Here is an 18,867-nt window from a genome sequence, read left to right as displayed (position 1 = left end):
GACATAACCCCAGGTACCCACGGCGTGTTCTGCCCATACACCTGTCCAATCGACCACTGATCTGAGATGGTTCAGGTGTGATGAGGTCGGGCGTTGTGCAGGTCGCGGTGGTCAGCCCGCAGGAGGTTGTCGTGCGGGGGCTCGTGAGCATGCTCACGGACTTTCCCGACCGGGTGGTCGTGACCGCGCTTCCGTCGGTACGCAGCCGTGCGCCGGGCGTCGACGTGATCCTCTACGACACCTACGGTCTGTACCTGAGCGACGGCGCCGATCTGCAGCATCTGCTGCACGAGACCGACGCCGAGGTGCTGATCTTCAGCCGCGACATGCGCCCCGATCTGAGGGCCCAGGCCTACTCGCTGGGAGCCCGCTCCTGGGTGTCGATGAGCGTGCACGCCGGTGATCTCGTACGCAGCATCGAGCTCGCCGCCGCCGGCGAGCCGATCGGCGAGCACGAGGACCGGATGGGCACGCTCGCCGGGCTCAGCACCCGTGAGGTCGAGGTGCTTGCCCTGATCACCCAGGGGCTGTCCAACAAGGAGATCGCCGAGAAGCTCGTGGTGAGCGTGAACACGCTCAAGAGCCACATCCGTCAGGCCTACCGAAAGATCGACGTCACCACCCGCAGCCAAGCGGTGAGCTGGGCGATCACCCACGGGTTCGCGCCGCCCGACGAGAATTCTCTGGAGCCGGGCGCATCGGTGGTGGCACGGATGGTTACCGATAGCGTATCGACAGAGCAGTCTGGGTGACTGCCGCCTGCCACGGCACGCCGGTGGACACCACGATTGTGCTGTCGGTGCCGCGGTCTCGGCAACGGACCCGGGACCGCGGTTCTAACCCTCAGGGGTGAGTGTGCTGTGGGGGTTGAGCTCACCCCTGGGGGCCATTTCTCCCCTGAGCAGGTGTCTTTCGCACGTCCGCGCGAAAGACTCGGGTCATGGATACGACACAGGATGCATCGCCGCTGCTCCCGCCTCAGCAGGAGGATCTGGTCGTACGCCACCTCCCGATGGCACGCTCGCTTGCCGCCCGCTACTCGGGCCGCGGCGTCGAGGCCGACGACCTGCGCCAAGCCGCACACATGGGGCTGGTGAAGGCCGCTCGCCGCTATGACCCCGCCGAGGGCGAGTTCCTGAGCTATGCCGTGCCGATGGCCAAGGGCGAGATCCGCCACTGCTTCCGCGAGCTGGCCCGCTGCGTACGTCCGCAGGGTGTGGACGACGAGCTGCTCGAACAGATGGGGGAGGCCGACCCCGGCTTCGACCGCGCCGAGGCGCGAGTCGTCGTCGCCGAGGCGATCGGCGATCTTCGTGAGACGGACCTGATGATCCTGCAGCTGCGGTTCGTCGACGGTCTTTCTCAGGCCGAGATCGGCGAGCGGATCGGCGCCACCCAGGCGCAGGTCTCCCGCGCCCTGGCCCGGATCCTCCGCCGGATGCGGGTCGCCGTCGCCGCGTAACCGATGCATCGAGGGGGTACCGGAAGGTATGACTACCCAAGCCGTCATCTTCACCGTGATCGGGGTGATCGTCGTCCTGGTCGGCGTTGCCGCCTGGCTCTACGACGCCCGGCGGAACAAGCGCGTCGCCGATGACGAGGAGCGCTTCGATCAGCCGAGAAAGAGGAGGAGCTGAGATGCCGCAACGTGCCTGGAGCAAGAAGCGAGAACGCCAGTACGAGCACATCAAGGAAGGTCTGCTCGAGCGCGGTGAGAACGAGGACACCGCCGAGGAGATCGCGGCTCGTACGGTGAACAAGGAGCGTGCCCGCGGGGGAGAGTCCCGCGAAAGCAGCCGCACCTCGACCAAGGACATCTCCTCAGGCCGCCGCGGTGGCTTGCGCAGCCACCGCGGCTCCGGCGGCCGGACCAAGGCCCAGCTGTACGAAGAGGCCAAGGACAAGAACGTCAAGGGGCGTTCGAAGATGAGCAAGGCCGAGCTCGAGAAGGCGGTTGGGCGCTAGTTCCGTTCTACGGAGACCTGTGGGCCGCCGACCCGTGATCGGGTCGGCGGCCCACAGCTGTGTGCTGAGCCGGCAACCATCTATGGATGCGGTCGAGAGACGTACGCCGTCGAGGTCCGCTCGAACACGCCGTCGGCGTTGTCGGGAGGCGGGGTGGTGGGGGCTCGGTGGTAGCCGGGTCGCCCGATCGGGAGGGTCTCGGACATGATGCCGATCCGTTCGCGGGCCAGACCCAGGGTGATGCCGGCTCCGTCACGTAGCTTCTCGTACGTGGCGGCGGGGTAGCGGCCGACGACGTAGCCGGCTACCCCACCCAAGGCGAAGGTGAAGAGGTTGCGTTTCGTCCTCACTTCTTCTTGCCTCCCTTGACCTTTCGCAGCAGTGCGTCGGTGCCCTTCTTGCGGATGACCGTGGTGGCGACGGTGATCACGATCGGGGCCGCGAAGGCGGCGACGGCCGTGATCCGCTTGCCCCAGGACGACTCCTGCCACTTGGTCTTGGGCGTCGTGCCGTTCCACAGCGAGCGCTGAGCGTTCTTGGATCGCTCGCCGGTGATCGTTGAGTACGTCATGCCAGATCTCCTTGTGTCGGGGTCGGCTTTCGTGTCCCGTACCCGTCGTGGGTGCGGGTCATGCGGCGATTCCTACGCCTTCGAGCTGCTCACGGAGCTCGTCGATGATCCGGGTCAGGATCCGGGAGACCTGGGTCTGGGTGACTCCGATGGCCTCGCCGATCTCTGCCTGACTGCGGTCCTCGATGAAGCGCAGCCTGACCACGAGCTGGTCACGCGGGCACAGCACGTGAATCGCCTGCTCCAGGGCCAGACGGGTCTCGCAGTCGGCGAGTCCGCCGTCGACTCCGGGCAGCATGTCGCCGATGGTCGCCTCGGCCGAGGACTGGGCCTCGCCGGGGCGCAGCGGAGCGTCCAGCGAGGAGGGGGTGAAGCAACCGCGGGCATCGAGCGCCTCGCGTACCTTCTGCTCCGGCACGTGGGCGATCTCGGCCAGCTCCGAGGTGGGCAGGTTGCCTCGCTCCGACCCGATCCGCAGCAGCGTGCTCTGCAGCTCCTGGATGGGTCGCGGCGGCCGTACCGTCCAGCCGTGGTCACGGAACCAGCGCTTCACCTCACCGCGGATCGTGGGTACCGCATAGGTGAGGAAGTCGTCGGCACGATCGGGGTGGAAGCTCTTCGCTGCCCGGACGAGGGCGATGTACGCCACCTGCTCCAGGTCCGCACGGGGGATGCCACGGCCGGTGTAGCGGTGGGCGATCGAGCGGGCGACCGCGGCGTTGAGGAGGATCACCTCCTCGAGGATCCGGTCCTGCTCCTCACCCTCCGCGGTGTGTGCCTTCGCCAACAGCTCTGAGGTCAGACGCTGTCGCTCGGCCCGGGGTAGGTCTGTCTCGAAAGTTGTCGTCGTCATGTGTAGGTAGTGCCCGACACGACCGTCTCCCAACGGCTTCTGCGCAAGGTTCACCCCGGCGGGTGTGGGTCTTAGGGGTCCGCAACCACCCCTGCGGGTGGTAAACGGGACGGCCGGGCTGGGACGAGCGGCTGCGGGTACCGGCAGGTGAAACGGACACACGCCCTGGGAGGAACACCGATGAACGCCTGGGAAGAGTCATTGCGCGGCGCCCGGGTGGTGGTCACCGGCGGGGCCGGATTCCTCGGATCGTGGGTGAGCGAGCGACTCCTGGACGCCGGGGCCCAGGTGTGGATCGTCGACAACCTGCTCACCGGCTCGGCCGACAAGATCGAGCACCTCTTCGGCCGCCCGGGTTTCGCGATCACCATCGCCGACGCCAGCCGATCGATCCCCGACCCCGGTGGCGTCGACCTGGTGATGCACCTGGCCTGTCCGGCCTCTCCGGTGCACTACGAGCGGCTGCCTCTCGAGACGCTACGAGCGGCGAGCGAAGGTACGGTCAACGCACTCGAGCTGGCCGCCCGCCACAACGCCAGGTTCGTGCTCACCTCCACCTCCGAGGTCTACGGGGAGCCCGAGGAGCACCCCCAGCGCGAGGAGGACTGGGGCCACGTCAACCCGATCGGCGTACGCAGCGTCTACTACGAGGGCCAGCGGTTCGCGGAGGCGACCACGATGGCCTATGCCCGCGAGCGAGGCGTCGACGTCGCGGTGGCGCGCCTCTTCAGCACCTACGGCCCGCGGATGAGCCTCGATGACGGCCGGGTCGTGCCGACCTTCCTCGGCCAGGCCCTGAGCGGGGCTCCGCTGACGGTCGCGGGTGACGGCTCGCAGACCCGGTCCCTGTGCTGGGTCGAGGACACCGTCGAGGGACTTCTGCGGCTCGCCTGCGCCGACGTGGCGGGACCGGTCAACATAGGCAACGACCACGAGGTCACGATGCTCGAGCTGGCCCGGATGATCATCGAGCTGACCGGGTCCGAGTCGCGGATCCACCACGTGGCGCTGCCGACGGACGACCCGCACGTACGCCGCCCGGACCTGACCCGCGCGCGGCTGCTGCTCGGCTGGGAGCCGGAGATGCCGCTCGAGGAGGGGCTCAAGCGAACGGCGAGATGGCGCGAGGAGACGACCTCGACGGCGGCAGCAGACGCAGAACCGGTGCGCTGACCTCGGAACTTGTCCTGATTCGCCGCATCACCACAGGGCCTCCCGGGCACCGAGAGGGAATGAGAATCCTGATCTGGCACGTACACGACTCCTGGACGAGGGCGTTCGTGCACGGTCGCCACGACTATCTCGTCCCGACCACGCCCGACCGCGGCCCCGACGGTCTCGGCCGCGCCAGCACATGGGACTGGCCGCCGGCAGCCCGCGAGGTGAGCAGCGAGGCCCTCGCGGACGAGGAGATCGACGTCGTCGTCCTGCAGCGGCCGCACGAGGTCGAGCTGGCCGAGCGGTGGCTCGGCGGTCGGCGCCCGGGTCGGGACCTGCCCGCTGTCTACGTGGAGCACAGCACTCCCGTCGCCGCGGTCCCCGACACGCGCCACCCGATGGCGGGCGGCGGTGTCCCGATCGTCCACGTCACCGGATTCAACGACCTCCTCTGGGACTGCTCGGGCACCCCTACCACCGTGATCGAGCACGGCATCGTCGATCCGGGCCGCCGCTACACCGGCGACATCGAGCGCGCCGGAGTGGTCGTCAACGATCCCGTACGCCGAGGCCGCTCGGTCGGCGCCGACCTGATCCCGGCGCTGGCCGAGGGCGTCGGCGCCGACGTCTTCGGCCAGCGCGTCGAGCGCCTGCCGTCCTACGACGGGCTGCGGACGTACGAGGACCTGTCGCAGCAGGATCTGCACGATCATCTCCCGCGACGTCGCGTCTACGTCCACCTCAACCGCTGGACCTCGCTGGGGCTCTCGCTGATCGAGGCGATGCACCTCGGTATGCCGGTCGTCGCCCTGGCCACGACCGAGACCCCGCTCGCGGTGCCGCACGAGGCCGGGTTCGTCACCACCCGCCGCGACGAGATCGTCCCGGCCGTACGCCACCTGATGAAGGATCCCGACGTCGCCGAGGAGGCCGGGCTCATCGGGCGCCGGCACGCGAGAAGGCGCTACGGCCTGGAGCGGTTCCTCGAGGAGTGGGACGACGTGCTCCGGTGGGTCGCCACCGACAGCGCTCGGTGAGACCGCGTCCGAGCTCGCCCGGACGCGAGGAGATCTCCTGTTTCCGTACGGAGGGTTTGCGGGCGCGCGAGTTGGGTACCGGGCGGAGTGTAGGAACGAGAGACCTCATGAGGAGTGATCCGCATGACCACGAAGAGCGCTGAGACTGGAGTCGTCACGGGTACCCCTGACAAGGACTACAACCTCATCTGGTTCGCCGAGGCATGCCTGAACAACGCGCTGCGTCTGGACACCTACATCGAGGACGCGCGCCGCTCGAAGGACACCGAATTGGAAGACCTGTTCGTTCGCGCGCAGGCCAACTCCGTGCAGGGTGCCGAGGAGGCGAAGGCCCTGCTCCGTAGCCGCTTGGACGACAAGGTCTGAGCATCCCCCGCAACAACTACACACTGAGGTGAGATCCACATGGCACTAATTCTCTGGCTGATCGCGGCAGTCCTGGTTATCGGCGGCATCCTGGCCCTGGTACGCGGCCAGATCCTATGGGGAGCAGTCCTCATCATTGTCGGCCTGTTGGTCGGCCCTGGTGGGGTCAGCATCTTCACCTAGACACCATGCGGCCCGGGCCCTCGAGGGCCCGGGCCGCGTGGCGTCCGGCGTGAAGTCCGGTACGAAGCAAGGAAAGGACCGAACCATGGGTAAGTGCGTCACGTGCGGCAACGACTACGACGAGAGCTTCGAGGTGACGACGGCTTCGGGTGAGCACCACGTCTTCGACTCGATCGAGTGTGCTGTGGCGGTGATCGCGCCCGTGTGCGTCAACTGCGGCACCCGCATCCTCGGGCACGGGGTGCAGAACGAGGAGCACGTGTTCTGCTGCGCCCACTGTGCCCACTCGGTCGGGGTGACGGGTGTGAGCGACCGGGTCACCAGCGGTTCCTGACGGGAGGCGACCGGATGTCCCGCGATCTCGCCGCGGACCTGCTCCGGCACGGCTACCACGCGATCCCCGACGCTCGGCGGCGGGCCGGCGACCCGCCGGTCTGCCCCATCAAGCTCCTCGGGGACGATGCCGTCGTCGTGAGCGGTCCTGCCTCCGTACGCCGCTTCTACGACCCCCGGCTCATCCGCCGCTCCGGTGCGGTGCCCGCACCTCTGGCGACGCTGCTCTTCGGCCGTGGCGCCGTCCACGGGCTCGACGGTGAAGAGCACCAGCACCGCAAGGGCCAGTTCCTCGGCCTGCTCGACGATGCCGCTGCCTCGACGCTCGAGGATCTGGTACGCCACCACCTCGACACAGCGATTCGGGAACGCCACGGGGAGACGGTGAGCGTGTTCCACCTGCTGTCCGAGGTCTACGCCCGCGCGATCCTGGCATGGGCCGGCATCTCGGTGCGCCACCCCGACAGGGTCGGGCGTCGACTGGCCGGGATCGTCGACGGGTTCGGGATCTCCGGCCCCTCCTACGCGACGGCGTGGGCGGCCCGGCTGTGGGCCAACCGCTGGGCCCGGGGGCTCATCCGGGAGGCGCGCTCGGCCACGACGCAGCCCACCACGCCGGTGGAGACCATCGCCACCTGGCGGGACCCCGAGGGCGAGCTGCTGCCGGTTCCGGTGGCGGCGGTGGAGCTGCTCAACGTACTGCGGCCCGCGGTCGCCGTGGCCTACCTCGGCACCTTCGCCGTCCAGACCCTCGACGACGAACCCGCGCTGCGCCCGATGCTCGCCGAGGATCCCGGGCGACGCCACGCCTTCACCCAAGAGGTACGCCGCATCTTCCCGTTCGTCCCGGCGCTCGCCGGCATCGCGCGCCAGCACGGTGACTGGGACGGCCAGATCGTCCCGCAGGGGAAGCGGGTCGTCCTCGACGTACCCGGGACCAACCTGGACCCGGCCTCGTGGTCCGCGCCGTACACGTTCTCGACCGAGCGGTTCCTCGGCCGAGAGGTCGACGAGTTCGAGCTGGTGCCGCAGGGCGGGGGAGACCCCGCCGAGGGTCACCGGTGCCCCGGTGAGCCGTCGACGATCGCGATGATCTCGGCAACCGCCGAGGTCTTCGCCGCCGCTCCCTGGAGCGTGGTCGAGCGCGGAAGCACCTATCCGCGGATCCCCGCCCGCGAGCGGCTCCGCGTCCGGATCGGGTAGATCAGCGGCGCCCGGCGAACCGCAGGGCACTGTGGTGCTCGTGGGCCAGCCGGCGCAGGCAGAGGAGGAACTCGCCGAGGACCACCTGACCCACGACCATCTGCTCCATCATCGCCTCGCGGTCTTGGGTGTCGTCGATCTGGCCGAGCTCGTAGGCAGCGATCGCATCGACGAGGGGAAGATAGGTCGCCGCGCCTTCGGGGTCGGTCGGCAGACCGCTGTCGAGGATGACCTCGATGATGCCAGCGAGATGGTCGCGCTCCGGGGCATCGGCCCTGACCTCGGTCCACCCCGCTTGGGCGACGATCTGGTCGGCGAGCTCGCGGGTGTGATCACCCCGGGACACGGGGACGGTCGTCTCGACGCGGAGCGCGTCACAGGCCTTGCCGAACATGTCGTGCACAGACGCGGTGCGGTCCTGGGTCGCGTCGACCAGTGCCTTGAGCGCCCCGACGGGGACGGCGCCCACATCGCGTAGCACGCGGAGCAGGCGAAGGCGGCGTACGTGCTGGTCGTCGTAGTCGGCCAGACGCTCGGAGAGCTTTTTGCCGGGGGAGAGGAGGCCCTCGCGCACGTAGTACTTGATGGTCGCGACGCTCACGCCGGTCGAGTCGGCAAGCTCGGAGATCCGCATCGTTCCTCCGTGAAAGGGGTTGACGGCATTGCTGGATAGGAGCACTATCTTAGACTAGATACTAATGCTATCCAGTCAGGAGGACGGCCATGTCGAAGATCGCCCGGGGCTATCGAGGGGCTCCCGAGAACGTCCCGGACGGCGTCACGCCCGGCCACAGCGTCGCCGACGTCGGCACCGACGAGGTCGTCGTGTTCCTGATCGGGATGCGCATCCACCGCTGGCACAAGGTGCGCAGCTGGTTCCCGGCGTTCGTCGGGATGCCCCGGATGCTCGCCGAGCTCGCCAAGAACCCCGACCTCGGGCTGCTCTCGGCGCGCAGCTACTGGTCGGGGCGCGTGCTGATGACGGTGCAGTACTGGCGCAGCGTCGAGGACCTGGGCCGGTTCGCCAAGGACCCGTCCCTCACGCACGCTCCCGCCTGGGCCGCCTTCAACCGGCGCGCGGCCTCGACCGGCGACATGGGGATCTGGCACGAGACCTACCGGGTCCCCGGTGACCAGGTCGAGACGCTCTACGGCAACATGCCGGCCTTCGGCCTGGGTGCCGCCCTCGGGGCCATCGAGCGCGCATCCGGACGGCGGAACGCGACCCACGAACGGATGGGCTCGACCCGCCCGGAGTACGTCCCTACAGCGCGGTGACGGTCTCGGTGGGGGAGAGCGCCCGGGTGGGCGCGCCTCGCAGGAGCACCACGGAGAGCAGGGCCGCGATCCCGGCGCAGACCGCGGCGCCGGCGAAGACGGTGTGCTCCTGGGCGATGGCGGCGCCGATGAGCAGGTCCTGATACTCCTCGCACATGCCGCCGCCGGTGCACACCGACGACAGCGACGGCAGGTCGGCCTGGGCGGCGTAGTAACTGCGCAGGCCGATCGTGGTCAGCGCCGAGATGCCGACCAGCATCCCGACCATGCGGGCCACCACGGTGAAGGAAGTGGTCAGGCCGTGCATCGACTGCTCGGTCGTGGCCAGGATCGCCGCGTTGACCGGCGCCAGGGCGAGGCCGAAGCCGAGGCCGCCGGCGACGAGCACGACGGTCGCCGACAGCGAGCGCAGCGCGTCGGCGTCCCAGCGGGCCATGAGCACGAACGCCACCGCGGCCAGCAGCATCCCGGCACCCGCGATCACGCCCGCCGGCAGCCGCCGGGTCAGGAAGCCTCCCGCGATGGCACCCACGGGAAGCGCGACCAGGAACTCGAGCAGCACCAGGGCCGCTTTCAGCTGGCTGTCGCCGTAGATCGTGGTGCGGGCGAAGAGCGGTACGTCGATCAGCGCCGCCACGAGCGCGGCGCCGACGAAGAACGAGATCAGCACCGAGCCCCACGCGGGCGTGCGGGCGAACGCGCCCCGGGGCACGATCGGGTCCTGCGCCCGGCGCAGGTGGAAGACGAACCCGAGCAGCGCCAGTCCGCCGGCGACCAGGTACCAGGTGCCCTGCTCGGAGAAGACCGCCACCTCGGGGTCGGCGGTCGCGAAGGCCAGGATCACCCCGGCCAGCGCGAACGAGAGCAACAGCGCCCCGAGGAGGTCGACCTCGGCGGCGATCCGGCCGAGCACGCGGCGTACGCCCGGCCGCAGGCCGCACTTCACCAGGAACCCGAGGGTGGCGATGATCGTGACCAGCCCCAGCGGGGTCAGCCAGCGCGTCGATCCGGCCGCGGGCACGTAGAGCGCGCCCCAGGTCAGGTCCTGGACCAGGGCGGTCGGCTCGACCGCCAGCAGCACGAACGCGGCGCCGGCGACCAGCAACAGCAGCATTGCGATCAGGTCCGGTCGCCGTGGACGATCCCGGACGGAGTCCGCTCGGCCCAGCTTCCGGATCGCCACCGCGAGCACGACGCCCACCACGAGGTTGAGCCCGAAGATCGCCCGCCAGTCCGCGACGGCGAGGACGGCCGCGCCGATGAGCGGCCCGAGCACGGAGCCGAGCTCCTGGACCGCCGAGACCAGCCCGAGCGGAACCCCGCGGCGCTCAGCGGGGTAGAGCACCGCGACGAGCGCGAGGGTCGCCGGTACGAGTGCGCCACCGCCCAGCCCCTGGAAGAACCGCCCGACGACCATCGCTGCCAGGTCCCACGACAGGGCGGTCAGGAACGAGCCGAACGCGAAGACGACCAGCCCGCCGACGAGCACCGGCAGGTGCCCGAGCAGGTCGGCAAGGCGGCCGATCAGCGGCAGCACGGCCACATAGCCCAGCAGGAACCCCGAGATCAGCGGTGCCGCCCGCTGCAGCTCCTCGATCGAGAGCCCGACGCCCGCCATCATGTCGGGCAGCGCCAGCACCACGACGTAGGTGTCCGCGGCGGCGAACGCCACCGCGATCGCGGCGAGCCAGAGAACGGCTCTCACGGCTTGGTGATCTCCTTCTCGACGCCGTACTCAGTCACGTCGATCGTGTAGGAGTACGCCGCCTCGCCCTCACCGCTGAAGTTGCCCTCGATGGTGGCCTCGGTGAGCTCGTCGGAGTCGTTGATGATGTAGGTGACGTCGAAGTCGCCGGTCGCGCCCGCGAGGATCTTCTGGACCGCTGTGTCCGGGAGCGTGCCGGTGTAGGTCGAGAGGATCTCGTCGTTGTCGGCGCCGCCGCGTACCGACTTGCCGATCTTCACGTCCTCGGTCGCGGCGAGCAGCGAGGAGATGCCCGTCTCCGGAGCGATCAGCGCGGCCGGGTCGGGCACACCGTAGTCGGCCGGGTCGAGCTCCTGGAACGCGGTCGTGAACGGCAGCTTCGCGTAGACGACGCCGTCGACCGAGACCACCTCGACCTGCGCCTCCGTGCCCATCACCGGCACGGTCAGCGTGCCCTCGAAGGCAGGCTCGCGGGTCAGCGTCCCGGTCGCCGCCTTCAGCGTGGTGATGCCCTCGGGCAGGTCGTCCGAGGCGATCGAGAAGTTGATCCCGCTCGTCTCGTCGAGGTGCTTCTGCGCCGCCGCGAGCACCTGTTTCGGCGTACGTCCCTTGGCCGGGTCCTCGTCGCCGCACGAGGTCATCACGAGAAGCGCGGCCAGAAGGGCGACGAGAGCGAAGGCGAGGCGTGGCAGGCTCAGGGGCATGCGGGTCAGAATGCCACGCCCCGCAACCATCTTGCTGTTCAGGTGGCGTAATCAGCGGCGCTGACCGGGCGCGGCGTCTCCAGGCAGCGCCGGATGGTGGTGACGATGCTGCCGGCGGTGAAGAGCTCGTCATCTGGGGAGTCGCCCACACGTACGTCATGGATCTGGTCGACAAGTGCCGACAAGGCGTCCTGGGCGTCCACCTTTGCCCCGGGATCCGCGGTGCGCCCGTCTCCTGACTCGACCAGGTCTGCGAGAGCGAGCAGAGCTCGTGCCGTGTGCGGCCGCAGCTCTGGGCCGAGCCCGACCTGGTCGTTCTCCGCCCGTTCCTCCTCTTCGAGGAGCTGGGTGAGCTCCTCGACCAGGACGCACACTCTCTCCAGAACGGCCGCCTGCTCTAGCTGTCGTTCCAGGCGAAGGCGGTGCGGTCCCCGACGCCTGTTGGCGCGGGTCGCTTCGAGGACGAGCTGTCGTGCGGCGCGCATGTTCTGCACGGCCGGCTCCAGCTGTGCCCGATGGTCGCTCCACTCGTTCTCCGTCGGTGGCCCGTCCTCGTGCAGCGCGCGCGCCAGCCGCCGGAGCTGGACGAGCAGCTCCGCACGCACGTCGCTGATCGCGCGCTCCGTCGGAGCGAGTGGAAGCTGTGGGAAGAGCATCGTCATCAGGACCCCGATGGCGGCCCCGATCAGAGTGAGTCCGCCGAAGGCGCTCACGAACGCCACCGGGTCCTCGGTTCCGATGATCAGGACGAACAAGGCTGCCGTCGGTACCCAGTGGCCGGTGTCGTCGAGCCAGCCCCAGGTCCCCGCTATCGTTCCCACCCCGATCACCAGCGCCACCGTCGCGGGACTGGGGGAGAGCACGGCCCCGACGGCCAGCGCGATCGCCGATCCCAGCCAGATGCTGACGACGCTCTGGATGGACTTGCGCACCGAGCCCATCACGGTCGAGGACATGGCGACCACGGCGCCCAAGGGCGCGTAGTACGGGAACTCGCCAGCCGGCCGCGGGAAGACCGCACCGACCCAGAAGGCGATGGCTCCTGCGGCCGCCGTCGTCAGGGCTGGTCCCCAGGGAAGCCGACGGACTCGCGCTCGGAAGCGAGCCGATCGCTCCGTCTCGGGCAGGTCCGTCCTCGTCCCGGCACGCGTGGCCGCGGTCGAATGCGACATCACCTGACGATGCAGCGCTCAGGGCGGACGGTTCGGCCGGCGACCGTGACGACGACAGATGTGACGGCGGTTGTCATGACCCGCTCGGTACCCCGGCGGATGCCGGTTCATAACCTCATCCGGATCAGGCGGCGAGGGCTACGTCGCGGGTGAGGACGCGGCGGGTGAAGAGGGCGAGGAGGAGAGCGACGGCGCCGACGAGGACGACGGCGGCGCCGAGGCCGCCGAGGGCACCGGTGAAGGCGACGACCAGGAGCGGGCAGACGAACTCGCCGAGGAAGAGGGCGGCCGTCCACAGGCCCGTACCGCGACCGCGCTGCTCGAAGGTGAGGCCGGACTGGGCCCAGACGAGCAGGGTGGGCAGCATCAGGCCGGTGCCTGCCGAGGCGATGACCGCGCCGAGCACGATGACGGGCACCACCGAGGCGGCACCGAGCACGACCAGACCGATCCCGGCCAGCCCGAAGGCGAGCGGCAGCAGCGCGGCGGTGCCGCGGCCGGAGACCCGGCCGAAGGCGTACGCACCGCCGGCGGTGGCGAGGGAGGCCAGCGCGGTGAACGCGCCGATCGCCGGGACGGCGGTGATGCCGGCCGCGTCGAGCAGGTAGGGGAGCTCCACGATCGGGGTGTAGAAGACGATGCCGCCGACGACCGTGATCGCACAGGGCAGCGCGAGGGCGCGGACGGGCAGCGGCGGGAGCGGGGCACGCTTCCCGGTGGAGGTGGTCTCGCCGGCGGGCTGCCAGATGAGCGCCGCGGCGAGGACGAGGAAGAGCAGACTGGAGGCGTAGAGCCAGAACGGGGTGCGCCAGTCCTGGGCACCCAGTGCGCCGCCGAGGGCGAAGAAGACGGTGGCCGACAGTGCCGCGAAGACGGTCTGCATGCCGAGCCAGCGGTCGCGCTCGGTGCCGGAGAAGTAGTCGGAGATCAGCGTCGTGCAGCAGGTCATGATCGCCGCCTCGGCGACACCGACCCCCGCGCGGCTGAGGACGATCGCGCCCAGCCCGTCCAACCACAGCGGCGCGGTGCCGAAGACGGTGTAGACCGCCAAGCCGGTGAGCAGCAGCCGCTTGCGCCCGAACGTGTCCACGATGCGGCCCGCGAACGGCGCCAGCAGCGCGATCATCAGCGCCGGGACGGTGAGGGAGAGCGGGACGAGCGCGGTCGCCGCACCGCTGTGGCCGAAGTGGTCCTGCATCCGGGGCAGGACGGGAGCGAGCAGCACGGCGCCGAGGACGGGCAGGCAGCTCATGAACATCAGCAGGAAGCCCTGCGTGCGGCCGGCTTGCCGGACGGGCGTGAGGGTGTCGGACATGGGGTCTCCATGGATCAGGCCGAGATCGTGTGACAGCAGTCACAGCATCGTGGGAGATCCGGGAGGTATTGCGGAAGCCAAACCTGCTTCTGCCGGGTATCAGCCTCGTCGATACCTGACGGTCAGTCCGCCTCCAGCCGCGCGGCGGCACGCGTCATCATCCGGCGCAGCCAGCCGTGGGCCGGGTCCGCGCGATGGGCGGGGTGCCACCAGAACGCCTCCTTCAACGGGACCACGTCCCACGGGCAGTCGAGGATGCGTACGCCGGCGGCGCCCGCCAGCCGGGTGGCGAGCTGGCGCTGCAGGAGGGCGACGCGTGGGGTCCCGGCGACCAGGAACGGCACCGGGAGGAAGCTCTCGGTCACCACATGGACGTCGGGCTCGACCCCGATCATGCTGAGCTGGCGTACGGCCGGGGTGAAGGCGGTCGGGGCGTGGTGGGTGACGACCCAGGGCATCTCGGCGAGCTCCTCCATCGTGATCGTCTCGCCGACCGCTTCGTTGTCGGCGGAAACGACCAGCACCCAGCCGTCGGTGTGGAGCTCGACGGCGGGCTGGTCCTGTAGGAAACCGTGGGGGAGGATCAACCCGTCCACGTGTCGCAGCGATTCCGGCGCCTGGTCGACGTCGTCGTGGGTCTGCATCTGGAACCGGAGGCGTACGCCGGGGGCCTCGCGGGCCAGCTCGGTGGCGAGATGGTCGCCGAGGACGGTGGTGGAGTAGTCGGAGGCGACCACGGTGAACTCGCGGGTCGAGGTCGCCGGGTCGAAGCCCGGCTCGGCCTCGAAGACGCGGCGTACGCCGGCCAGGGCCGTCGTGGTGGTCCCGCGCAGCTGGGTGGCCAGGGGAGTGAGGTCGTAGCGGTTGCCGGTGCGGACGAGGAGGTCGTCGCCGAAGTGGCGCCGAAGGCGCCGCAGCGCGGCCGAGACCGCGGGCTGGCTCAGCCCGAGCCGTGCGGCTGCGCGGGTGACGTTGCGCTCCTCGAGCAGTGCGTCCAGGGAGAGCAGCAGGTTGAGATCGAGGTTGCGGAGCGGATCGGTCGCCATGGCGTCTGACTATAAACGCCGTGTATATGCGGGATAGGAAATCTGCTCTTCCCGAATAGTTGCGTGCGGTTCAGAGTGGTGCTCGTCACTCCACCATCTCGCACATCAGGGAGATCTCATGCCCGCCATCAGCTCGGTTCTCGTCATCGGTGCCGGAACCGCCGGGACGGCGACCGCCATCCTGCTCGCCGAGCGGGGCGTCTCCGTCGACCTCGTCGACGCCAAGCCGGACCTCTCCGCCCTCGGCTCCGGGATCACCCTGCAGGGCAACGCACTGCGGGTGCTCCGCGACCTCGGCGTGTGGGAGCAGGTGCGCGCCGAGGGCTACGGGTACGACACCCTCGGGCTGCGTGCGCCGGACCCGGCCGGCACGCTGCTGGTCGAGCTCGAGGACCACCGCACCGGCGGTCCGGACCTGCTGGCGACGATGGGGATGTACCGGCCCGCCCTGGCCCGGATCCTCCTCGACCGCGCCGTCGCGGCCGGCGCCAAGGTGCGCTTCGGGATCGCACCGACCGGCATCGACCAGGACGAGACGGGCGTCGACGTCACCTTCGCTGACGGGTCGCACGGGCGCTACGACCTCGTCGTCGGCGCCGACGGGGTGCGGTCGTGGACACGTCGGGCGATCGGCATCGACGTCGAGCCCGAGTCGGTGGGCATGGGCATCTGGCGAGCGTTCACGCGTCGACCGGCCGAGGTCACCCGCACCGACCTCTTCTACGGCGGACCGTCCTACATCGCGGGCTACTGCCCGACCTCGGAGGAGAGCCTCTACGCCTACGTCGTCGAGCCCGCCCAGGACCGGAGCGGGCTGTCGGCCGAGGAGGGCCTGGCGGTGATGCGCGAGCTCGCGGCGGCCTACCACGGGCCCTGGGACGAGATCCGCGGATCGCTGACCGACCCGACGCGGGTCAACCACACCCACTTCGAGAGCCACGTCGTCGACGGCCCCTGGAACCGCGGCCGGGTCGTGATCATCGGCGACGCTGCCCACAGCTGCCCGCCGACTCTCGCCCAGGGCGCCGCCCAGGCGCTCGAGGACGCTGCCGTGCTCGCCGAGCTGCTCGCCGCTGCCGACGATCTGGCCGCCGTCTGGCCGGCGTTCACCGAGCGCCGACTGCCCCGCGCGCGGGCCGTCGTCGAGGCCTCGCTCCAGCTCTGCACCTGGCTGAAGGCGCGCGAGCGCGGTGACGTACCCGGGCTGATGGCTCGCGTCGCCGCCCTCGTCACCCAGCCCGCCTGACCACCCCATCTCACGAGGAGAACACCGTGACCGAGACCATCATCGACCCAGTCATCGAGACCCCGCCCGCCGAGCGGCTGATCACCCACCTGCGCCACGTCGACCTGGCCGTACCCGACTACGAGCGGCAGCTGGAGTTCTACACGAACACCTGGAGGCTCAAGGCCGAGACGACCGACAGCGGGCTGGCGTTCCTGGCCGCGGAGGGCTCACCGGAGCACTACTCCGTCCGCCTGCGCCGCGCCGACGACAAGCGCCTGGACCTGATCGCCTTCGGTGCGGCCAGCCCGGCCGACGTGGACGCGATGGCCGAGCGGCTCGGCCGCGCCGGGGTGAAGCTCGTCAGCGAGCCGGGCCCGGTGCTGACGCCGGGCGGCGGCTACGGTTTCCGCTTCTTCGACAACGACGGACGTACGGTCGAGGTCTCCTGCGACGTCGCCGTGCGGCAGCACCGCAAGATCGAGGAGGGCGAGGCGGTCCCGGTCAAGCTCTCCCACGTCGTCATCAACTCGCCGAACCCCGAGCAGACCGTGGCGTTCTACCAGCGCCACCTCGGCTTCGCGCTCTCCGACACCCTGATGCACCCGCGGCTGGGCTCGATGATGTGGTTCCTGCGTACGAACCGGTTCCACCACAGCCTCGCGATCGCCCGCGGGCCGCACGTCGCGCTGCACCACGCCTCCTTCGAGATGCGCGGCCTGGACGAGTACATGCGCGGCACCGGGCGGCTGCTGCGTGCCGGCGTCGAGAAGATCTGGGGGCCGGGCCGGCACCTGGCCGGCAACAACACCTTCAGCTACTTCCTGGACCCACACGGCAACACCGTCGAGTACACCACCGAGCTCGAGGAGCTCGTCGAGGACAACTGGCACCCGCATCTGTACGACTTCAGCGACCCGGAGGTCTCCGACCAGTGGGGCACCGCCAACCCGATGGACGAGCTGGTCGCCGGCAAGTCCTTCAACGACCCGGACAAGGGCGTCTTCGTCGCCCCGCCGGTCTGAGCTGCGTTCGAATGAGGAGAGCCCGATGAAGCTGGCGACCTTTCGCGATCCTGAGCTCGACGTGCCGCGCGTCGGCCTGGTCACCGAGGACGGACTGCACCCGTTCGCCGTCCGGCACACGATGCGTACGCTCATCGCCGGCGGGCGCGAGGTGCTCGACCGTGCCGCCGACCACGCCCGGGCGGCCGAGGCCCTCGACCTCGCCGAGGTCGAGCTGCTGGCGCCGCTGGAGCCGGCCTCGGTGCGCGACTTCGTCGCCTTCGAGGAGCACGTCGAGGGCGTACGCCGCTCGGTCGACGGCGTCAGCGGCGTCCCTGACGCCTGGTACGACGCCCCGGCCTTCTACTTCACCAACCCGCACGCGATCCTCGGACCGGGCGCGGAGGTGCCGTTCCCGGCGGCCTGCGCGGCCCGCGACTTCGAGCTGGAGGTCGCCGCCGTCGTCGGGGCCGAGGGCCGGTCGGTCCCGCCCGAGGAGGCCGGGGCGTACGTCTTCGGCTACACGATCTTCAACGACTGGTCGGCTCGCGACCTGCAGGGCCGCGAGATGCAGGTCGGTCTCGGGCCGGCGAAGGGCAAGGACTTCGCCACCACGCTCGGACCGTGGATCGTGACGGCCGACGAGCTCGAGCCCTACCGGGACGAGGACGGCTTCCTCGACCTGCTGTGCACGGTGTCGGTCAACGGCACAGAGGTCGGCCGCGACCGGCTCGCGAACGTCGGCTGGACCTTCGAGACGATGATCGCGTACGCCTCCCGCGACTCCCGCGTGGTCGCCGGCGACGTCCTAGGCTCGGGCACCGCCGGCAACGGCGGGTGCCTGGCCGAGCTCTGGGGCCGTCATGGCTCGCAGGAGCCGAAGCCGCTGCAACCCGGTGACGTGGTCACCCTCGAGGTCGAGGGGATCGGCACCCTCACCAACACCGTCGGCGTCGCGCCGCCCGCCCCCGAGCTGCCGCCGGTGCGCCGCCGCGACAGTGCCGCACGGGCGGCTGCTCGTGAGGCGCCCCGATGAGCTCGCTGGCCGGACGTACGGTCGTGGTCACCGGAGCCGCCTCGGGAATCGGAGCGGCGGTCGCCGCCGCCGTGACCGCGGAAGGTGGGACGGCGGTGGGCGTCGACCGCGAGGCCGCGCCCGGCGTACGGAGCCTCGACGTCCGCGACGAGGACGCCTGGGCCGACCTCGCGGGCGAGCTCGCCGGACAGGTCCATGGGCTGGTGAGCTGTGCCGGTGTCACCCGCCGCGCCCGGGTCGGTGCCGCCAGCGTCGCCGACATGCGGGACGCCCATGACGTCAATGTGCTCGGGCCTCTGCTCGGCATCCAGGCGCTGGCGCCGCTGATGCCGGCCGGCGGGTCGATCGTCACCATCGGGTCGCTCGCCGCGCTGCAGGGGCACTACCCGGTGGCCTACACGACCAGCAAGTGGGCCGTCCGCGGGCTCACCCACACCGCGGCGCTCGAGCTGGGGGAGCGCGGGATCCGGGTCAACGCCGTACACCCGGGCTTCATCGAGACCGCCATGACCGCGTCCGCGCCGGTTGCGTTCCGAGACGCCTCGGTCGCCGCCGCTCCGCTCGGCCGCGTCGGCACGCCCGAGGAGGTCGCGTCGGTCGTGGTCTTCCTGCTCGGCGACGGCGCGGCGTACGTCACCGGTGCCGAGATCCCCGTCGACGGCGGGGTCGCATCGCACGCCGGCGCCAAGGCCGTCTCCGACGCCCTGCGCTGA

General features: G+C 70.2%; 24 protein-coding genes. 15 read left to right on the top strand and 9 right to left on the bottom strand.

Annotation, left to right across the window (positions count from 1 at the left end; translation table 11 throughout):
* Positions 1 to 80: 80 nt before the first annotated feature.
* The 4 genes from ACW14X_RS03940 to ACW14X_RS03925 all read left to right on the top strand — a co-directional run bounded on the left by ACW14X_RS03940 (position 81) and on the right by ACW14X_RS03925 (position 1,965).
* Positions 81 to 752 carry a LuxR C-terminal-related transcriptional regulator gene (locus ACW14X_RS03940; protein WP_457164796.1) on the top strand — a complete coding sequence of 224 codons (672 nt, stop codon included), beginning with the start codon at positions 81 to 83 and terminating at the stop codon, positions 750 to 752.
* A 188-nt stretch (positions 753 to 940) separates the two neighbouring features.
* Entirely contained in the window at positions 941 to 1,462 is a 522-nt protein-coding gene (locus ACW14X_RS03935) for a sigma-70 family RNA polymerase sigma factor (protein ID WP_457164795.1), read from the top strand.
* Between the two features lie 28 nt (positions 1,463 to 1,490).
* Entirely contained in the window at positions 1,491 to 1,637 is a 147-nt protein-coding gene (locus ACW14X_RS03930) for a hypothetical protein (RefSeq protein ID WP_160024233.1), read from the top strand.
* A gap of 1 nt (position 1,638) precedes the next feature.
* Complete coding sequence (locus ACW14X_RS03925; protein ID WP_160024232.1) at positions 1,639 to 1,965, top strand: plasmid stabilization protein; 327 nt, start codon at positions 1,639 to 1,641, stop codon at positions 1,963 to 1,965.
* An 80-nt stretch (positions 1,966 to 2,045) separates the two neighbouring features.
* Here the strand turns inward: ACW14X_RS03925 and ACW14X_RS03920 are convergent, their stop codons facing one another.
* From ACW14X_RS03920 to ACW14X_RS03910, 3 genes are read right to left on the bottom strand one after another with little or no spacing between them, the layout of a single operon-like run.
* Positions 2,046 to 2,315 carry a hypothetical protein gene (locus ACW14X_RS03920; RefSeq protein WP_457164794.1) on the bottom strand — a complete coding sequence of 90 codons (270 nt, stop codon included), beginning with the start codon at positions 2,313 to 2,315 and terminating at the stop codon, positions 2,046 to 2,048.
* Positions 2,312 to 2,536, bottom strand: coding sequence for a hypothetical protein (locus ACW14X_RS03915; RefSeq protein WP_457164793.1), 225 nt, complete (start codon positions 2,534 to 2,536; stop codon positions 2,312 to 2,314). Before ACW14X_RS03915 ends, ACW14X_RS03920 begins: the two co-directional genes overlap by 4 nt.
* Positions 2,537 to 2,594: 58 nt before the next feature.
* On the bottom strand, positions 2,595 to 3,389 hold the full coding sequence (locus tag ACW14X_RS03910; RefSeq protein ID WP_457164792.1) for a sigma-70 family RNA polymerase sigma factor: 795 nt from the start codon (positions 3,387 to 3,389) through the stop codon (positions 2,595 to 2,597).
* A 180-nt stretch (positions 3,390 to 3,569) separates the two neighbouring features.
* Here ACW14X_RS03910 and ACW14X_RS03905 point away from each other — a divergent pair, with 180 nt between their 5' ends.
* The 6 genes from ACW14X_RS03905 (at position 3,570) to ACW14X_RS03880 (ending at position 7,669) form a co-directional block, all read left to right on the top strand.
* Complete coding sequence (locus ACW14X_RS03905; protein ID WP_457164791.1) at positions 3,570 to 4,562, top strand: NAD-dependent epimerase/dehydratase family protein; 993 nt, start codon at positions 3,570 to 3,572, stop codon at positions 4,560 to 4,562.
* A gap of 59 nt (positions 4,563 to 4,621) precedes the next feature.
* The gene (locus ACW14X_RS03900) at positions 4,622 to 5,584 is read left to right on the top strand and encodes a glycosyltransferase (RefSeq protein ID WP_457164790.1); all 963 of its coding nucleotides are present in this window, start codon (positions 4,622 to 4,624) and stop codon (positions 5,582 to 5,584) included.
* A 123-nt stretch (positions 5,585 to 5,707) separates the two neighbouring features.
* Positions 5,708 to 5,950 carry a hypothetical protein gene (locus ACW14X_RS03895; RefSeq protein ID WP_350844307.1) on the top strand — a complete coding sequence of 81 codons (243 nt, stop codon included), beginning with the start codon at positions 5,708 to 5,710 and terminating at the stop codon, positions 5,948 to 5,950.
* A gap of 39 nt (positions 5,951 to 5,989) precedes the next feature.
* Positions 5,990 to 6,133, top strand: a complete 144-nt coding sequence (locus tag ACW14X_RS03890) for a GPGG-motif small membrane protein (protein WP_168381108.1) — start codon at positions 5,990 to 5,992, stop codon at positions 6,131 to 6,133.
* Positions 6,134 to 6,218: 85 nt separating this feature from the next.
* Entirely contained in the window at positions 6,219 to 6,467 is a 249-nt protein-coding gene (locus ACW14X_RS03885) for a hypothetical protein (RefSeq protein ID WP_160024225.1), read from the top strand.
* A 14-nt stretch (positions 6,468 to 6,481) separates the two neighbouring features.
* A complete protein-coding gene (locus tag ACW14X_RS03880) occupies positions 6,482 to 7,669 on the top strand; it encodes a cytochrome P450 (RefSeq protein ID WP_457164789.1) in 1,188 nt (395 codons plus the stop codon).
* A gap of 1 nt (position 7,670) precedes the next feature.
* Here the strand turns inward: ACW14X_RS03880 and ACW14X_RS03875 are convergent, their stop codons facing one another.
* Positions 7,671 to 8,303, bottom strand: coding sequence for a MerR family transcriptional regulator (locus ACW14X_RS03875; RefSeq protein WP_160024223.1), 633 nt, complete (start codon positions 8,301 to 8,303; stop codon positions 7,671 to 7,673).
* Between the two features lie 89 nt (positions 8,304 to 8,392).
* On the opposite strand from ACW14X_RS03875, the gene ACW14X_RS03870 reads away from it, so the two are divergent.
* On the top strand, positions 8,393 to 8,947 hold the full coding sequence (locus tag ACW14X_RS03870; protein ID WP_457164788.1) for a DUF4188 domain-containing protein: 555 nt from the start codon (positions 8,393 to 8,395) through the stop codon (positions 8,945 to 8,947).
* Here the strand turns inward: ACW14X_RS03870 and ACW14X_RS03865 are convergent.
* The 5 genes from ACW14X_RS03865 to ACW14X_RS03845 all read right to left on the bottom strand — a co-directional run bounded on the left by ACW14X_RS03865 (position 8,934) and on the right by ACW14X_RS03845 (position 14,889).
* Entirely contained in the window at positions 8,934 to 10,652 is a 1,719-nt protein-coding gene (locus tag ACW14X_RS03865; protein WP_457164787.1) for an MFS transporter, read from the bottom strand. The genes ACW14X_RS03870 and ACW14X_RS03865 overlap by 14 nt on opposite strands.
* Entirely contained in the window at positions 10,649 to 11,356 is a 708-nt protein-coding gene (locus ACW14X_RS03860; RefSeq protein ID WP_160024221.1) for an LppX_LprAFG lipoprotein, read from the bottom strand. The genes ACW14X_RS03865 and ACW14X_RS03860 overlap by 4 nt, the downstream gene beginning before the upstream one ends.
* Before the next feature lie 38 nt (positions 11,357 to 11,394).
* Positions 11,395 to 12,528: an FUSC family protein gene (locus ACW14X_RS03855; protein WP_457164786.1), complete on the bottom strand. Its 1,134-nt coding sequence runs from the start codon at positions 12,526 to 12,528 to the stop codon at positions 11,395 to 11,397.
* Between the two features lie 124 nt (positions 12,529 to 12,652).
* Positions 12,653 to 13,843, bottom strand: coding sequence for an MFS transporter (locus tag ACW14X_RS03850; protein WP_457164785.1), 1,191 nt, complete (start codon positions 13,841 to 13,843; stop codon positions 12,653 to 12,655).
* A 122-nt stretch (positions 13,844 to 13,965) separates the two neighbouring features.
* Positions 13,966 to 14,889 (bottom strand): LysR family transcriptional regulator, encoded by a 924-nt coding sequence (locus ACW14X_RS03845; RefSeq protein WP_457164784.1) that lies wholly within the window; start codon positions 14,887 to 14,889, stop codon positions 13,966 to 13,968.
* Positions 14,890 to 15,007: 118 nt separating this feature from the next.
* On the opposite strand from ACW14X_RS03845, the gene ACW14X_RS03840 reads away from it, so the two are divergent.
* Genes ACW14X_RS03840 through ACW14X_RS03825 form a run of 4 tightly spaced genes read left to right on the top strand, consistent with a single transcriptional unit; the run spans position 15,008 to position 18,867 of the window.
* A complete protein-coding gene (locus ACW14X_RS03840) occupies positions 15,008 to 16,135 on the top strand; it encodes an FAD-dependent monooxygenase (RefSeq protein ID WP_457164783.1) in 1,128 nt (375 codons plus the stop codon).
* A gap of 26 nt (positions 16,136 to 16,161) precedes the next feature.
* The gene (locus ACW14X_RS03835) at positions 16,162 to 17,139 is read left to right on the top strand and encodes a VOC family protein (RefSeq protein ID WP_457164782.1); all 978 of its coding nucleotides are present in this window, start codon (positions 16,162 to 16,164) and stop codon (positions 17,137 to 17,139) included.
* A gap of 25 nt (positions 17,140 to 17,164) precedes the next feature.
* A complete protein-coding gene (locus ACW14X_RS03830) occupies positions 17,165 to 18,154 on the top strand; it encodes a fumarylacetoacetate hydrolase family protein (RefSeq protein WP_457164781.1) in 990 nt (329 codons plus the stop codon).
* A complete protein-coding gene (locus ACW14X_RS03825) occupies positions 18,151 to 18,867 on the top strand; it encodes an SDR family oxidoreductase (protein WP_160024215.1) in 717 nt (238 codons plus the stop codon). Before ACW14X_RS03830 ends, ACW14X_RS03825 begins: the two co-directional genes overlap by 4 nt.

The sequence above is a fragment of the Nocardioides sp. YJ-D4 genome, assembly GCF_054031495.1.
This window is presented reverse-complemented; position numbering and strand designations above follow the sequence as displayed.

What these genes read in the sequence shown, in the direction of transcription:
- ACW14X_RS03890 (WP_168381108.1), top strand. Translation starts at nt 5,990, where the DNA reads ATGGCACTAATTCTCTGGCTGATCGCGGCAGTCCTGGTTATCGGCGGC.
- ACW14X_RS03840 (WP_457164783.1), top strand. Translation starts at nt 15,008, where the DNA reads ATGCCCGCCATCAGCTCGGTTCTCGTCATCGGTGCCGGAACCGCCGGG.
- ACW14X_RS03825 (WP_160024215.1), top strand. Translation starts at nt 18,151, where the DNA reads ATGAGCTCGCTGGCCGGACGTACGGTCGTGGTCACCGGAGCCGCCTCG.
- ACW14X_RS03880 (WP_457164789.1), top strand. Translation starts at nt 6,482, where the DNA reads ATGTCCCGCGATCTCGCCGCGGACCTGCTCCGGCACGGCTACCACGCG.
- ACW14X_RS03870 (WP_457164788.1), top strand. Translation starts at nt 8,393, where the DNA reads ATGTCGAAGATCGCCCGGGGCTATCGAGGGGCTCCCGAGAACGTCCCG.
- ACW14X_RS03930 (WP_160024233.1), top strand. Translation starts at nt 1,491, where the DNA reads ATGACTACCCAAGCCGTCATCTTCACCGTGATCGGGGTGATCGTCGTC.
- ACW14X_RS03935 (WP_457164795.1), top strand. Translation starts at nt 941, where the DNA reads ATGGATACGACACAGGATGCATCGCCGCTGCTCCCGCCTCAGCAGGAG.
- ACW14X_RS03915 (WP_457164793.1), bottom strand. Translation starts at nt 2,536, where the DNA reads ATGACGTACTCAACGATCACCGGCGAGCGATCCAAGAACGCTCAGCGC.
- ACW14X_RS03850 (WP_457164785.1), bottom strand. Translation starts at nt 13,843, where the DNA reads ATGTCCGACACCCTCACGCCCGTCCGGCAAGCCGGCCGCACGCAGGGC.
- ACW14X_RS03895 (WP_350844307.1), top strand. Translation starts at nt 5,708, where the DNA reads ATGACCACGAAGAGCGCTGAGACTGGAGTCGTCACGGGTACCCCTGAC.
- ACW14X_RS03845 (WP_457164784.1), bottom strand. Translation starts at nt 14,889, where the DNA reads ATGGCGACCGATCCGCTCCGCAACCTCGATCTCAACCTGCTGCTCTCC.
- ACW14X_RS03940 (WP_457164796.1), top strand. Translation starts at nt 81, where the DNA reads ATGAGGTCGGGCGTTGTGCAGGTCGCGGTGGTCAGCCCGCAGGAGGTT.
- ACW14X_RS03830 (WP_457164781.1), top strand. Translation starts at nt 17,165, where the DNA reads ATGAAGCTGGCGACCTTTCGCGATCCTGAGCTCGACGTGCCGCGCGTC.
- ACW14X_RS03905 (WP_457164791.1), top strand. Translation starts at nt 3,570, where the DNA reads ATGAACGCCTGGGAAGAGTCATTGCGCGGCGCCCGGGTGGTGGTCACC.
- ACW14X_RS03900 (WP_457164790.1), top strand. Translation starts at nt 4,622, where the DNA reads ATGAGAATCCTGATCTGGCACGTACACGACTCCTGGACGAGGGCGTTC.
- ACW14X_RS03925 (WP_160024232.1), top strand. Translation starts at nt 1,639, where the DNA reads ATGCCGCAACGTGCCTGGAGCAAGAAGCGAGAACGCCAGTACGAGCAC.
- ACW14X_RS03910 (WP_457164792.1), bottom strand. Translation starts at nt 3,389, where the DNA reads ATGACGACGACAACTTTCGAGACAGACCTACCCCGGGCCGAGCGACAG.
- ACW14X_RS03885 (WP_160024225.1), top strand. Translation starts at nt 6,219, where the DNA reads ATGGGTAAGTGCGTCACGTGCGGCAACGACTACGACGAGAGCTTCGAG.
- ACW14X_RS03855 (WP_457164786.1), bottom strand. Translation starts at nt 12,528, where the DNA reads ATGTCGCATTCGACCGCGGCCACGCGTGCCGGGACGAGGACGGACCTG.
- ACW14X_RS03860 (WP_160024221.1), bottom strand. Translation starts at nt 11,356, where the DNA reads ATGCCCCTGAGCCTGCCACGCCTCGCCTTCGCTCTCGTCGCCCTTCTG.
- ACW14X_RS03875 (WP_160024223.1), bottom strand. Translation starts at nt 8,303, where the DNA reads ATGCGGATCTCCGAGCTTGCCGACTCGACCGGCGTGAGCGTCGCGACC.